12 protein-coding genes and 2 pseudogenes are annotated in these 14,518 nt (G+C 60.0%); 7 read left to right on the forward strand and 7 right to left on the reverse strand.

The window, feature by feature from the left end; genetic code table 11:
- Positions 1-121 precede the first annotated feature (121 nt).
- Positions 122-1,117, forward strand: coding sequence for a Gfo/Idh/MocA family protein (locus QCD75_RS20440; protein WP_301231310.1), 996 nt, complete (start codon positions 122-124; stop codon positions 1,115-1,117).
- A 118-nt stretch (positions 1,118-1,235) separates the two neighbouring features.
- On the opposite strand, the gene QCD75_RS20445 is transcribed toward QCD75_RS20440, so the two are convergent.
- The 6 genes and pseudogenes from QCD75_RS20445 to QCD75_RS20470 all read right to left on the reverse strand — a co-directional run bounded on the left by QCD75_RS20445 (position 1,236) and on the right by QCD75_RS20470 (position 7,940).
- Entirely contained in the window at positions 1,236-2,261 is a 1,026-nt protein-coding gene (locus QCD75_RS20445) for an ATP-dependent 6-phosphofructokinase (RefSeq protein ID WP_301231311.1), read from the reverse strand.
- Positions 2,262-2,408: 147 nt separating this feature from the next.
- Positions 2,409-3,902 carry a glyceraldehyde-3-phosphate dehydrogenase gene (locus QCD75_RS20450; protein ID WP_301231313.1) on the reverse strand — a complete coding sequence of 498 codons (1,494 nt, stop codon included), beginning with the start codon at positions 3,900-3,902 and terminating at the stop codon, positions 2,409-2,411.
- Between the two features lie 345 nt (positions 3,903-4,247).
- Positions 4,248-4,455 (reverse strand): annotated as a pseudogene (locus tag QCD75_RS20455) (IS3 family transposase); the annotation flags it as partial.
- 258 nt (positions 4,456-4,713) lie between these two features.
- Positions 4,714-5,301, reverse strand: a complete 588-nt coding sequence (locus tag QCD75_RS20460; protein WP_301231314.1) for a TetR/AcrR family transcriptional regulator — start codon at positions 5,299-5,301, stop codon at positions 4,714-4,716.
- 512 nt (positions 5,302-5,813) lie between these two features.
- A complete protein-coding gene (locus QCD75_RS20465; protein WP_301231315.1) occupies positions 5,814-7,214 on the reverse strand; it encodes an NAD(P)-binding domain-containing protein in 1,401 nt (466 codons plus the stop codon).
- 345 nt (positions 7,215-7,559) lie between these two features.
- A complete protein-coding gene (locus QCD75_RS20470) occupies positions 7,560-7,940 on the reverse strand; it encodes a cupin domain-containing protein (RefSeq protein ID WP_301231317.1) in 381 nt (126 codons plus the stop codon).
- Positions 7,941-8,352: 412 nt separating this feature from the next.
- Between QCD75_RS20470 and QCD75_RS20475 the strand changes: the two genes are divergently transcribed.
- The 3 genes and pseudogenes from QCD75_RS20475 to QCD75_RS22285 all read left to right on the forward strand — a co-directional run bounded on the left by QCD75_RS20475 (position 8,353) and on the right by QCD75_RS22285 (position 9,607).
- Positions 8,353-8,772: a cupin domain-containing protein gene (locus QCD75_RS20475; protein WP_301231320.1), complete on the forward strand. Its 420-nt coding sequence runs from the start codon at positions 8,353-8,355 to the stop codon at positions 8,770-8,772.
- 462 nt (positions 8,773-9,234) lie between these two features.
- A pseudogene (locus QCD75_RS22280) lies at positions 9,235-9,399 on the forward strand (hypothetical protein).
- Between the two features lie 22 nt (positions 9,400-9,421).
- Positions 9,422-9,607 (forward strand): hypothetical protein, encoded by a 186-nt coding sequence (locus QCD75_RS22285; RefSeq protein ID WP_441005528.1) that lies wholly within the window; start codon positions 9,422-9,424, stop codon positions 9,605-9,607.
- 123 nt (positions 9,608-9,730) lie between these two features.
- On the opposite strand, the gene QCD75_RS20485 is transcribed toward QCD75_RS22285, so the two are convergent.
- Entirely contained in the window at positions 9,731-11,551 is a 1,821-nt protein-coding gene (locus tag QCD75_RS20485) for a glycoside hydrolase family 15 protein (protein ID WP_301231321.1), read from the reverse strand.
- A gap of 672 nt (positions 11,552-12,223) precedes the next feature.
- Here QCD75_RS20485 and QCD75_RS20490 point away from each other — a divergent pair.
- The 3 genes from QCD75_RS20490 to QCD75_RS20500 form a co-directional block, all read left to right on the forward strand.
- On the forward strand, positions 12,224-12,586 hold the full coding sequence (locus QCD75_RS20490; RefSeq protein WP_301231322.1) for a cupin domain-containing protein: 363 nt from the start codon (positions 12,224-12,226) through the stop codon (positions 12,584-12,586).
- Positions 12,587-12,992: 406 nt separating this feature from the next.
- Entirely contained in the window at positions 12,993-14,135 is a 1,143-nt protein-coding gene (locus QCD75_RS20495) for an HAD-IIA family hydrolase (protein ID WP_301231323.1), read from the forward strand.
- A 174-nt stretch (positions 14,136-14,309) separates the two neighbouring features.
- Positions 14,310-14,518: NAD(P)-binding domain-containing protein (locus QCD75_RS20500; RefSeq protein WP_301231324.1), on the forward strand; the 209-nt coding region annotated here is incomplete at its 3' end.

Consider the following 14,518-nt stretch of genomic DNA (forward strand, 5'->3'; position numbering starts at 1 on the left):
GCTCCACCGGCAAGACGTTCTAGGGATGTCGGAGGAGTTCCGCAAGAACCTGATGATGGCTCGTCCGCAGAATTCGGCCCGTGGCAGAGCCTTCTGGGCAGCCTGCTAAAAGGAGTATTTCATGAGAAATAAACTGCGTTGGGGCGTTCTGGGAGGCGCCCGCATCGTACGCAAGACAATTCCGGCGTTGCAGGGAACGAAGAACGGTGAAGTAGTAGGTATCGCTTCCCGCACCAAGGAGAGGGCCAGAGAGTTCGCCAACAAGCACGGTATCTCAGGGGTATTTGAATCATATGAGGCGCTGCTCGCTTCCCCGGACATCGACGCTGTCTACATTCCGCTGCCGAACGCGCTCCACCTCGAGTGGATTCTAAAATCCTTGGATGCAGGCAAGCACGTCCTCTGTGAAAAGCCTTTGGCGATGAGCGCCGCCGAGTGCGAGGAGATTGCGCGCAAGGCCGATGCGACCGGTCTTAAAGTCTTAGAGGGCTTCGCGTACCGTTTTCACCCGCGTTTCGAGAAGCTGCGAGAGCTGCTCGAGGCTCGTGTGGTGGGCAAATTGACATTTGTCCATGTTGGTCACTCTTTCGATGCGGGCGGAGACGACAACATCCGCTGTTACACGGGGCTCGGCGGCGGCGCACTTTTCGATACGGGGTGCTACTGCGTCAACGTGAGCCGGATGGTCACGGCCCAGGAACCCGCTCGAGTTGCAGCCTTTGGTAACTACCGCGACGCCAACGACAGCGGTCGAATTGAGGTCAGCATTGCCGGCATGCTGCGCTTTCCCGGCAACGCAACCGCGCTTTTTGATACCGGACTGAACCTCGAGCGCCGCAACTTTTTGGAAATCACGGGGACCGCGGGGCGACTCTACCTCGACAATCCTTTTGGACTCATGGAGGAGGATTCTGTCTTAGAGGAGCATCACTTCGGGCAGGACACTACCTATCACGCGGTAAAGGGCGCAAACCACTTCGTACGCATGGGCGAACACTTCGCCGACAGCGTCCTGGGCGGTACGCCGCTCCGCTACGATCTAAGCGACGCGGCAGACAACGCGCGGGTGTTGGAAGCTCTCGACAGGGCAGCGCGGAAACAAGAAGAGGGCGTCTGAACCGAGACCGCATTCTGGCGCTGTCCAACGTGCGGTTGTGGCTATGGGTGTTTCTGGTAGCCCTGGTCTAGCTCCCGCTGAAGACAGACACATGACCGGCCAAGGGGGAGTGCCCGGCTCAGCCGAACAGAACCGCGGCTTCGTCGTAGCGGTTCTGGGGAACAACCTTCAGCTGGCCCAGGGCCATCTCAAAGCTCACATGCTCAATATTGGTGCCCTTCAGAGCCACCATGGTGCCCCAGCGGCCCTCCACCACGGAGTCGATCGCCGCCATGCCCAGGCGCGTTGCCAGGACGCGGTCGAAGGCAGAGGGAACGCCGCCGCGCTGGATGTGCCCCAGGATGGTGGCGCGGGTCTCGACGCCGGTACGGGCCTCAAGCTCGGGGGCTAGCTGGTCCGCGATTCCGCCCAGCCGCGGCCGGCCAAAGGTGTCCAGCCCGCGTTCGGAGTGCGGGGACTCCATGTGCTCCGGAACAAATCCCTCCGCCACCACCACCAGAGGTGCACGGCCGCGGGCGTGGGCTTCCTTCACCCACAGGGTGATCTGCTCAATGCTCACCTTCTGCTCCGGGATCAGGATGGCGTGGGCGCCGGCGGCCATGCCTGCATGGAGGGCAATCCAACCCACATCGCGGCCCATAACCTCGGCGATCATGCACCGGTGGTGGGATTCTGCGGTGGTGCGGAGTCGGTCGATGGCCTCGGTGGCGATTTGCACGGCCGTGTCGAAGCCGAACGTGTAGTCGGTGGCGTCGAGGTCGTTGTCCACGGTCTTGGGCACACCCACGACCTTGAGGCCGGCGTCGGTGAGGCGCTTCGCGGCGGCCAGGGTCCCTTCGCCGCCGATGGCGATGATGGCGTCGATGCCTAAGCGTTCCAAGTTGGCCTTGATGACATCCGGTCCACCGCCATTTTCGAAGGGGTTGGTGCGGGACGTACCCAGGATAGTTCCGCCCTGTTTGGCGATTCCGCGGACCATTGTGCGGGGGATATCGATGATGTCGCCTTCAACCACCCCCCGCCAGCCGTCTAGGAACCCGACAAATTCGTGGCCGTGGATGGCGATGCCCTTAAGGACCGCCCCGCGGATCACGGCGTTCAGTCCGGGGCAGTCGCCTCCGCTGGTGAGAATTCCAATTTTCATGTCTCGGCTCAAATTCTGGGAAGAGGATAAGGGCATGGCGCAAGGAGTTAGTTACCCGGATCGTGTCGCTCTGACATAACAGTTCAACTGCTTCTGCCTCTTCGTTTCGTTGATCTATTCCCTAGATATCCAGGGTGGGGGAGAACCCTAGGCGGATCCAAAGGCTGCAAGCACCGACAGGGCCTCCTCAACCACTCCTGTTGCGGGGAAGGACGGCCGGTTCACACCGGCCATTTCCTCCATGACCCGGACCACCTGGCAGCTGTAGCCGAACTCGTTGTCGTACCAGACGTACAGGACCAGGTTCTTCCCGGTGGAAACGGTGGCGAGGCCATCCACGATGCCGGTACGGCGTGAACCGACGAAGTCGGTGGACACCACTTCGGGTGAGTCGATGTAGTCGATCTGCTTGCGCAGGTCCGAGTGGAGGGACATCTCCCGGAGGTAGTCATTGACTTCCTCCTTTGTGGTGCCGTTTTCCAGGCTCACGTTGAGGATGGCCAGCGAAACGTCCGGTGTGGGGACACGGATGGAGCTGCCGGTGAGCTTGCCGAGCAGCTCGGGCAACGCTTTGGCTACGGCCTTTGCGGCACCGGTTTCGGTGATGACCATGTTCAGCGCGGCCGAGCGTCCGCGGCGGTCGCCCTTGTGGAAGTTGTCGATCAGGTTTTGGTCGTTAGTGAAGGAGTGCACCGTTTCCACATGGCCGTGGATGACGCCGAACTTGTCGTTGATGGCCTTCAACACCGGGGTGATGGCGTTGGTGGTGCAGGAGGCTGCCGACACGATCTGGTCAGTGTCCTCGATCGTGTGGTGGTTGATGCCGTGAACGATGTTCTTCAGTTCGCCCTCGCCGGGGGCCGTCAGGAGGACGCGGGCAACGCCCTTGCTCTGCAGGTGCTGCGATAGGCCTTCGGCGTCGCGCCAGCGGCCGGTGTTGTCCACCACCAGGGCGTCGTGGATGCCGTAGGCGGTGTAGTCGATGGCGGCCGGATTGTCGGAGTAGATGACCTGGAGCTGCACACCGTTGGCGGTGATGGTGTCGGCTTCCTCGTCAACACGAATGGTGCCCTCAAAAGAGCCATGGACCGAGTCGCGGCGCAGGAGGCTGGCACGTTTGGAGAGGTCGTTGTCCGACCCCTTCCGCACTACGATGGCCCGCAAGCGCAGGCCGTGCCCGCCACCGGCCTTTTCGATCAGGACGCGGGCCAGGAGCCGGCCGATGCGGCCAAAGCCGTAGAGCACGACATCTGTGCTGGTGCGGTCGTTGTTGCCGCGTTTGCCCACGATCTCTGCGAGCTCCTGGCGGAGAAAATCCTCCAGGGTAGCGTCACCGCCATCTTCCTTAAACTTCTGGCTCAGCCGGGCAACGTCGATCGCTGCCGCTCCGAGTTCCAGCCCTGCCAGAACGTTCAAGAGGGGAGCGGTCTCCTCCAGGAGCAGTTCGTCATTGCTGATCCTGCGGGCGAAGCGGTGCGCCTTGAAGATGTTCATGGTGGACTTGTTGATCAGGCTCCGGCCATGGATGCTGGTCACCACGTTATTCTCGCGGTAAAGCCGGCCGATCACCGGAATCATGGCCTCGGCGAGGGCCTCCCGGCCCATCCAGGCATCAAAACAAGAATCTGAGGTTTGTAGCACCGGGCTGCCTTTCCAAAAGCGGGTCTCCTCCTACAGAGATGGCGTTACATCCAATCGTCCTGTCATTTGCGGATAGGTGAAACGCTAATTCAGGATGGTTTAAACCACCCTTTATGATGGGCCCGGACCTTCACGCGTCGAGTGTGGCTTTAGTGACACGGGGTGCCCCGCTGTATCCAAGGGCCGCAGTATCCACTGACAACGCGGTGGTGACAGAAATCCGACCCCATTGCGCCTCCCTGCCGCCGTCGGCGATAGCGGGCGCAGAGTCGACGCCGTCGATTCGCCCGAAGCGCGCATGGCGCCCGGGCCGGCCGCTGTGAGCGTGGTCCGGTTGATTGTCTATTAGTCGATAGGCGTGAGTTGGCCCGGCCGTCTTTGCCGTCGCCGGAGGTGGTAAGTCCGTTCGATCCAGGGCGTGATGGCAAGGCGCAAGTTCTTGCTGGTGAGCCAGCCGACGGTTCAGGACGTTCTTCTGCAGCGGCAGACTGGTCGACGTCCGCAGCGGAATGTCCCAAGCGTCTGCTGACAGTTCGCCGCTCGAGCCGGAGATGCAGACAGCAAAGCTGGCTTGTGCCTTCCCATGGGAAGCCACGAATGTGCTGATCCCGTCGACGGCGTAAGTGCGACCTTGTCGACCCGTTGGCGAAGTCGATCCAGCTCACGGTTACCAACTGTTGAGCAAGCGCCAACCGTTTGTCGGATATCCTCGGGCTGTTCGGAACTTAAAATGCTGCCTAATCCGCTCCTGAAAGCGAGATCATTTCGGCCGTTTATCTCTCCGCGTGGCACGGTTGACGGCAGACGAGTTTTAGACGCCGGCCCTGGTCAGCAGTGCATCAAGCGTCATGAAGAACAAGGCGCGGTGATCGGTCGCTGTGGGGTCAGTCAAGTATTGAAGGGCCGCTCCGTCGTAAATCATAAGGAAAGACCTTACGAGGTCGGGGACGCCGATGAGGCACTTGTCACCATTGTTCTGGATCGCGGAGGAGAACAGATTTCCAAGCTCCACCTCGTAGGCAGGATAGATCTTCGCGGCCAGCGGGCTGACGGGGGCATTGCGTGTTGCCCACAAAATCAGTTCGATCTCAGCAAGGAGACTTGCCGGCTCTTCTTCCAGCGCCCGCCAGTAGCCTTGGGCTACTTGTTCCACCGCCTTACGGAGGCCCACGTGGACCGGGATGTCACCGGAAAAACTGCTTAGGTTCTTCAGCCAGGCCTCAGCGGCCGCCTCCATGAGCTCTTCTTTACCGCTGAAGCAATAATGCGCAGTAGCCAAGGGGGCATTAGCCTCTTTAGCAATGGCCCGCATGGTTACGGACTGAACACCCTCACGCCTCATCAGTTCCACAGTTGCTGATATCAGCTGTTCTTTTCGATCTTTTGCGGACACCCGCATAGCTCACTCTCCAGTCTTGCGATTTTTGGCCCTCCTAGGACACCTCCTAAGAGTATTGCTTGGAGAGTGAAAGGTTTAGCACTGTCTGGAACGCCTGATCTGAACTTCTGTTCGTGCTGGAAGGAACGCATATTGCGTTGGAGGCCGCGCCGGCACCGAGACGATCGCAGCGGCCGGCTGGATTGCTAGTTTTCTAGCGGGCACATACCTTCGCGTCAGTTTAGTGGGGGATGAGGCGTCATATTTTTGTGGGGTCTTCCCTTAACTTGGTGCTACATCTTCGACCTAGACGTGCCGGTGGAGTAGAGGTCGTCAGAGACTGCGACAGGTTCGTCTGACTTCAGGCGCGACCAATCGGCTGCATGGTGTTGTCGGTGTCGATGTCCGCCACCAAAGTGATGGGGTGTAGGTAGACCCGCTGGTTCATGGGTGTGGCAGGCCGCCGTCTGGTAGAACCAGTCGGCGGCCTGTCACGGCCGGGGGTACCCGAACAGCCACGTACGGGTCCTTCGTTACCCGGCGGCTACGGTCTCGGTGAGATTATCGGGTGTCATGTTGTCCAGATTCTGGGAGGTGCCGTGCAGGTATCGCTCCATGGAGTCATCCATTGCGTTGATCCAGCGGGTGTGGTGCTGAGTCGCCAGGGTACCGGTGACCACTGAACGGTGGAGCATATCGCGGTACCCGAGGATGTCATCGTGTTTGTGGTGCATCCAGTCCTTGAACAACTGGCAGACGGCGTCGAGATCAAAGGGCGGGTAATCTGTAGCTCCGATGAGTTCCCGCAGATAGTCCGTCTGGAAATCGGCTTCTGCGTCGTGATCGGACAGTGCGGCTTGGCGCTCGAGCCAGAGCTGGATGTCCGCGTCGCGCTCAGCGAGGGGCGGGAGGTCGATCTTTCCGGTCATCACATCGCGGGCAAACCATGCCTGCGCGTCGAACATGTTGAACGTGTAGTACTGGTCCTGGGCACCCAGATAGAACAGGTTTTCGTTCTGCTGCCACACCACGCCCTTGTAGAGGTTGCCGGGGTACAGCACGTTCGGTGACTTCAGCGACAGCTCGCTGGGCAGATACGGGTATTTGTGCTGGTACCCGGTGCAAAGAACGACGGCGTCAAAGTCATCGTGTGTGCCGTCACTAAAGTAGGCCGTGCGGCCCTGAAAGTGGGTGACCAGCGGGCGCTCCACCGTGTTCTCCGGCCAGTGATAACCCATGGGGGCCGTGCGGTAGCTGAGGGTGATGGACGCGGCGCCCATCTTGTGGGACTGCATGCCGATGTCCTCAGCGGAATAGCTGCTGCCGATCATGAGCAGCTTCTTGCCGTAAAAGCGCTCGGCACCGCGGAAATCGTGGGCGTGCAGAACCTCGCCCGGGAAGGTTTTGATGCCCTTGAACTCGGGGATGGCGGGAACATGGAAGTGGCCGGTGGCCACGACCAGCTTGTCGAATACATGGGTTTCCGTGAGGTTGGTTTTGAGGTCCTCAACCGTCAGCGTGAATTCCTGCGTGGCCTCGTTGTAGCTAGTGTGGCGGGCAACCGTATTGAACTGGACGTACTTGCGGACGTCTGACTTTTCCACGCGGCCCTTGATGTAATCGAAGAGGACCTCGCGAGGCGGGAATGAGGAAATCGGACGGCCGAAGTGCTCGTCAAAGGAGTAGTCCGAGAACTCCAGGCACTCCTTGGGCCCGTTTGACCATAGGTGGCGGTACATGCTGGAGTGCACCGGCTCACCGTGCCCATCCAGCCCGATCCGCCAGCTGCTGTTCCACTGTCCGCCCCAATCGCCTTGCTTCTCGAAGCACATGATTTCGGGGATCGAGGCGCCTTTCTGACGTGCTGATTCAAACGCCCGCAGTTGTGCCAGTCCGCTGGGTCCGGCACCAATGATTCCGACTCGTAATACCATGGTGTTCTCCTCTACAAAAAGATCTTTTAGGACGCCGGTATGCGGCGCTTTTATTGGGCTACGTGTCTCAGTCCGGGTGCGGCCAGTGCAACGCCCACGCCCGTATGCCGAGAAAGCGGTTAGAGAATGCGGGAGGGTGGCGCCATCCTTGCCAGCTCGCCCGGAGTGGTGCTCCCAAGACAGGAGATGATCCGACCCCTGACCCTTCAGTCAGGCATCTCAGGTCCGAAAAAGTCTTTACGGCAAACCGCCTTAGCCGGCGGGCCCCGTCAATGCCGCACGTTAGACGCCCGGTTCCACCGGCGCCTGGAGGCGACGGCATGGAACCGACCCGAGTTGTTGGGTCTAGGGGGCGAAATTGCGGTCGCCGGTGAAGAACCCTAGAGCGTACTCAGGGGTCTCAAACTTGACCGTTGTGCCCTTGGGGAAGAACAGCACGTCGCGCTCTTTTGCGTGTGTGACTTCTCCTGTCGACTGGTCGGTAAGGATGAACTCGCCCTGCACGACGACCTTCATCTCGTCGTAGGTGTACGTGTACACCAACGGTTCGGAAGCCTTCAGTTCGAAGAATCCGGCGCTCATGACGGACCCCTCCGGGTTGTGGAGGGAGTCGCCGATCGCAGCGACCGTTCCAGGTTCGTTCATGGACGGCAGCCCGATATAGCCGCCTTCTACCTTGTGGATGGATCCAGCTTTACTGAGTGTTCCTACGAGTGTGGTTTCCATGATTCTCCTTTGAATGGGGAAAGACCTGGTGGTCTGGGATGCAGGCAGAACTGCCTTGAAGATCAAGTTGGTAGCCCCGTGGGGGCTCGGGGATCATCACAAAGTCGATATTCCCTAGTTTCCTAGAGGCCTTTCGGGCGCAGGCACGAGCCTTGGTACTGTGATGCTTCTCACGTTTGCTCGTACAAAAAAGATGACATGAACAAGCGTGCAAGTCAATCGTTCAAGAAGACTTTTCCTCAATCAGGCCGATAGGGATGTTGGATCCTACCCATTCTTTTGGACGATTGACTTGAACGCGCGTCCCTGTCAAAGTGGACAGCGGCGGGACCCAGATCGCGATGACGCGCTCTCCCCGGATCACAGGAGCATTCCGCATAGCAGATGACGCGCTGAAGAAAGGGGTCAAAAAATGGCCACTCCCACTCCCATCACCTCTCAGCCCCCGGCACCCAAGACCGGGGAAAAAATCGACTTTTGGCCAATGAAGGCCATGACGCCTATGAAGGATGAATGGCAACGATTGCACTGCAGGTTCATCAACGCCGATCCAGTAGGCGGCTGGGATGATTTCATACTCTCCGAGTGGGAACTGAACTCCTGTGGCTGGGAAGACTTCCACCCCCACACCGAGACGAACTTCGTTCTGGAAGGCGAGCTCCACATTGCCAGCGAAGGCAAGACTGTCATCTTGAGGCCGGGCGATTCGGCACGTGTAAACCCCGGACAGCTAGGCCGGTACTGGGCACCGGTCTACGCACGCATGGTCACCATCTACGGACCCAACCCCGAGGGTCTGGAGTCACACTCCTTCCGATACTTCGAAATCTAATACGCGCTACTGCTACACCCGCCTGCCGGCCGTCGGTGGCCTGCCCGTTGAGAAAACGGCCCGCCTGTGATCTGGTTGGCAAGCGTTATAGCGAAGGCTTTTACTCCGAGGTGGTGCCGTGCAGTCATTGGCACCACCTCGATTTCTGTGGACGATGACATCGAGCTCGTGATGGTAATCCAGGATGGTGCGGATGAGGACCGAACAACTGCGCTGACTAGACTCCGACTGCCTGGTCATCGGCATGGAATTGAGCTCCCGGCCCATCTCGGGCACAGATGGAGCGCTTGACGGACTCGGTGCCGCGCGGTCCTGGCCCCCGGCGCGGAGCTGACTGACCACAGTAGGCATGCGCCGCTACTGGCCCGCCGAAACAGGTTCCCTTTTTATACTGCTGCTCGTGGCCAATAACGTCAGGTCCTCTCGAACACTGCCGGCTGCTTCCTCGCAAGAAATGCCGTCTTGACGGCGGAGCTGGCCTGCGAGTCCCTCGAAACGGAATGGGCCAACCTCTAAGTCATGGCAGCAGAGGACACGCTCCTGCCCCATGCCGTAGAACTCGTCAGTGCCACTGAGCAGCTCGTCAACCGTGGTTTCAAAGTCTCATGCACCAACGACTCCCCGTAACGCCTCTGACGCTGCCTTCTCAATGGAATTGGGCAATGACGCCGCGCTGCTGCTCACGGCCGTGACCAGGGAGCAGAACCGCGTGTTCATGGGCGAAGCCTTGAAAGCATGCAGCCATCAGCGGCAGCCGGCGAAAGCCGCCGGGCGGATCCCGCGCCGCGAGCATGCACAGGCGTCGTCCGCGATGGAAGGCCGGGCGAGTTGCTAGAGGACGGACGGAGCCAGCGTTGGGACCAACATCCGGAGAAGGCTGAGTGCACCCATGTTCGACGCCTGAGCAGGTGACCACACTGCTGGCTACTTCAATCGAGGCTCCTCCGACGCCCTGGCACTAAACTACAGCGTCGACGGCCAGACTGAGGCGGTCAACCCCGTGCATAGCGTCTGCCGCCCTGACCAGGGTTAAGTGTGAGAATGCTTGGGGGAAGTTCCCGGCCATCCGCTTTTCGTTCGTTGCGTACTCTTCGCTAAGCAGACCGAGCTCGTTGGCAAGCCCCACGAGCTTATCCATAAGGGTCTTTGCCTCGACTTGTCTACCTGTGCGCGCGTACTGCTCCACGAGCCAGAAAGAGCATGCGAGGAAAGGATGTTCACCCGGTGCCAGGCCGTCGACGCCACTTTCTGTTCGATAGCGCAGGAGAAGGCCGTCGTCGGTAAGGAGTTCTTCTTCGAGCCGTGTGACTGTGCTCAGCATGTGCTTGTCGTTGTAGGGGAGAAAGCCGACCTGTGGCATGACCAGTAGCGCCGCGTCTGTTTGCCTTCCGCCATATGTCTGCGTAAAGGAGTCAATCCTTTGGTCGAATCCCTCGCGCATTATCTCTTCACGCAACCGCTCTCGGAGGTACTCCCACTTCTCAGCATTTCCAGGTAAACCGTGAATCCGTACCGCCCGGATCCCGCTGTTGAAAGCGGCCCACATCATTACTCGGGAGTGGGTGAAGTACTGCGCGTCGCCGCGCATCTCCCAAAGGCCGAAGTCCTTGTCGTCGAAGTGTTTTTCGACGAACCCCAAAAGTGCCCGCTGAAGGGCCCAAGAGAAGTGGTCTTCTTTACCTCCGGCCATGCGTAGTCTTTCCAATGCAACCATCACTTCGCCGACAACATCAGCCTGGAACTGCGATACTGCCGCATTTCCAACGCGCACAGGCCTGGAATTCGCATAGCCAGGGAGGTGATGGAGCTCGCGTTCAGGGAGTTCCCGTTCTCCCCCAATGCCGTACATAATCTGCATCTGCTCGGGATCGCCGGCGAGTGCCCGAAGGAGCCAGTCGCGCCATTGAAGCGCCTCTGTTTCATAGCCGTGGGTCAGCATCGATTCCAGTGTCAGGGCCGCATCCCGCAACCAGCAGTATCGGTAGTCCCAGTTCCGTGATCCACCGAAATCCTCGGGGAGGGACGTCGTGGGCGCTGCAACAATCCCCCCCGTTTCATAATGCGTAAGAGCCCGGAGTACCAACAACGAACGTTTAACCGCACCCCCATAGACGCCATCTTGCCGGCAGTGGCTTCCCCAGCGGCTCCAATACTCAGTGGCTTCTTCAAGAGCGACATCAACGTCAATCGCTGCTGGCAGGGGGCGGTGCGAGGGGAACCACGTTAGCTCGAAATCAACCTGCTCGCCCTTAGAAATGAGGAACTTTCCCTCGTGCCCGTGCTGATGTGCTTGTGGAAGATGAGGTCCTCTCAGTGCGAGAGCATCCGGACCGGCCATGGCCAACAGGACCGGTGCCGCCGTCTGCGTATTGTCGCGTACACGACTCGCCCAAGGTGAGACCGTTGAATATCCTGGGCGGATCCGAAGTTCCTGACGCATTTCAACGCTGCCTTCCAGCCCGGTAACACGGCGGACCAGGGACGAGCCGTTATCCCCCAGCGGCATGAAATCGGTAACTAGGACGTTTCCGTCACCAGTCTTCCATGTGGTTTGGAGCACGAATGTTGAGTCTATGTAGTGTCGATCGACAACGACAGCGCCTGGCTCGCTGGGGGCCAACAGCCACCGGCCATGGTCATCGGTGCCTAAGATGCTGCTAAACATGGACGGCGAGTCGAAGCGCGGGAAACAGAGCCAGTCCACGCTGCCATCCCGGGATATGAGAGGCCCGGTTTGAAGATCCGATAGCAATGCGTAGTCCTCTATGGGTGCAGCCATGCTCCACTCAATCACACCTTGTTCATCCAAGTTAGGCCTGTGGGCTGTCCGATCTGATCGGCACCGAACCGTCAGACGATCAGATTCCTTATCTGGGATCCGGTTGAACTACCCCCGCCCGCCGCGCCGCGTTAGTTCATCGTGGCAGCCACTTCGGCAGGGAAAGCTGACCTGTTCCAGCCGGTCGTACGGAGATTTACGGGGATACCTATCCAAAGGGGTGGCTAAAACCATTCCAAATTAGCGTTTCCCCTGCCTGCAAATGACAGGAGGATGGATGCCAAGCCCACCTCGCGGAAGAGGAGAAGTACTTCCCTTCCCAGTAATACATGACCAACCGAGAAAGACAGATCGACATGACACGAGAAGAAGCCTATGCAGGGTGCCCCTCGGATTCGTACGTGGAATTCTATGGCGGGCAATGGCTGGTAGTCCCATTTGCGCCCGTACAGCAACCTGCCTTTTTCACGTGTTTGCCCGGCGAGGGGCGGGTCACCCGCCGTTGATCGCAGAGTCGACCAAACGCGACCTCGAACAATGGGATGAACTCGAAGGGGCGGGCCTGCGCGGTATCCCATTGACGATTGACCACCGCTGCTCAATCGAGCCGCGGTCATGACGACCAGCCCGCCAGAGGCCATCCGGCGAGTAGCAGCAGAAAGGCATATCCAGATGAGCATAACCTTCCAGCCCAGCGAACTTTTCGAAGGGGAGCTAGACGAATCCCTACTCGGCCCGCCCCTCGCCGAGGTACTGAGCGACGACATCCCTACGAGAATCACTATTCCCTTTACAAGCGATGACTCTCGCATTCTCTCTGGAGTCTGGGAGGCTGAACCAGGCCTTTCTCGGTGGGAATTTTTAGAGCGCGGTGAGGTGATTCACGTCCTTGAAGGCCGAATGGTCATCACTGAGGATGGCGGTAAACCGGTCACTGTGGAGGCCGGAACTGCAGCCGTCTTTCCCATCGGCTGGCGAGGAACTTGGGAGATCCAAGAACGGATTAGAAAGTTCTTTGTAATTTTTGTTCCCTGACACAGAACTCTGCCCGCTCCGGGCCCGGGGTGCACACCCCGGGCCCGACAGATGATCATGAGTGGGCTTTGCCAAGAACAAGGAATCAGCACGACATCAGCCTGCAAACCCCGGCCGTAGGGGGTAAATGCCTTCGCAACAACCGCTGACCAACCAGATCACAGGGCGGATACTCCCGTCCGATAGGCAGGTCGCCGACGGCCAGCGACGAACACCTAGCCCCTTATAGGTGCAGCCATGCTCCACTCCGCGACCTGCCTAAGGTCAGCAGCGGAGAAGGAACTAAGTCCGGGCAGCCACCCCGGGTACGAACTTCACAGTGGTAAGGGCGCTGCTCGGTCGAGCAGCTGCCAACACCGCCAGCCGGAGACGGTGCCGGCGAGTAGCAGCAGAAGGGTAAATTCAAATGAGTATGACCTTCCCACCGAGCGAGCTCTCCGACGGGAGGCTGGACCTGTCCCTCGGTGACGTTGAGGACGCCGCGCTGAGCCGGAGTGTCGGAAGGGAGACTGTCCAGGGCGTCAGCTCCTCTGACGGGCCAGATGCCACCCCAGGAACTGGTGCGGAAGCACTGGCCCAACGTTATGGGGCAGTGCTCTCCGATCTTGACGGCGTGGTCTACGCAGGTCCGTCGGCAATCCCCGGTGCCAGCGAAGCGCTTGAAAAGCTCGGAGCCATCGGCGTCGCACTGGCCTACGTAACCAACAACGCGTCCCGGTCCTCTGCCGAGGTAGCTGCCCACCTCCGGGCACTGGGATTGCCGGCAACAGCTGAGCAGGTCTTTGGTTCCGCGCTCGCAGGTGCGGAACTGCTGGCCGGGCGGGTGCCTGCGGGAGCCACGGTACTCGTCACGGGCAGCGCTGTTCTTGCCCGGCATGTCGCGGAGCAGGGATTGATCCCCGTGACCACCGCCGACCCCCTTCCGGATGCGGTTATACAGGGTTTCGAACCCACGCTCGGCTGGAAAGACCTGGCAGAAGCCGCGTTTGCGGTGGCGGGGGGCGCCGTCTGGGTAGCCACGAACACGGATATGTCCTTTCCTCAGGAGCGCGGAATCGCACCCGGGAACGGCACACTCGTTGCCGCAGTGAGTGCCGCCACGGGCAGAGCCCCAGTAGTGGCAGGCAAGCCCGAGGCGCAACTGTTCATGACGGCGGCGAATCACCTTGGCGTCCAGGAGGCGCTGGTGGTCGGGGACCGACTTGACACAGATATCCTCGGCGGGAACCGCGCCGGTATGGCCACTGCACTGGTGCTCACCGGGGTAGACACGGCGGAGAACGCGCTGGCCGCCGTGACCGATCAGCGTCCCATGTATCTGTTCTCAGACCTCGGCCAACTGCATCAGCCGTATCCGGACATCACCGAGAGGGATGGTGTCTACACCTCCGGCGGATCTCGCGCGAACGTTGAAGATGGCGTCGTCATAATGGGCGGTGCACGCGAGAATGTGGACACTTGGCGGGCAGGCTGTGCCGCTTGGTGGGCGGCGTCACCCCGTCAATACACGGCGAGTCTGCCGCCGCTACGGTTTCTTGACGAGGAATAGGCCAATGAGAAGTGGGTCCGTAGGGCGGCCCTCGTCGTCGGCCGGGGCCATTAGGCCACTGGGGTAACTTGACCCTGGCGGCAACGATTTTTCAGCCTCGAGTCTTTGGCGAAGGCGCCCTGGATTGAAGGGCTACATTCCTCCACTGCGGGACCAACTAATTTGGGAGTTTTGATGTCAGCACACATCGGTGTCACCGGCCTTGCGGTGATGGGGGCCAACCTCGCCCGCAACCTGGCCCGGAACGGGTTCACCGTTGCCCTGCACAACCGGTCCGTCGAGAAGACCGATGCCCTGCTGGAGAAGCATGGCACGGACGGCGACTTCGTCCGCACGGAGACCCTGCAGGAGCTCGTCGACTCGCTGGAGAAGCCGCGCCGCGT

Source organism: Arthrobacter sp. PsM3, from assembly GCF_030433895.1.
Classification (GTDB): domain Bacteria; phylum Actinomycetota; class Actinomycetes; order Actinomycetales; family Micrococcaceae; genus Arthrobacter.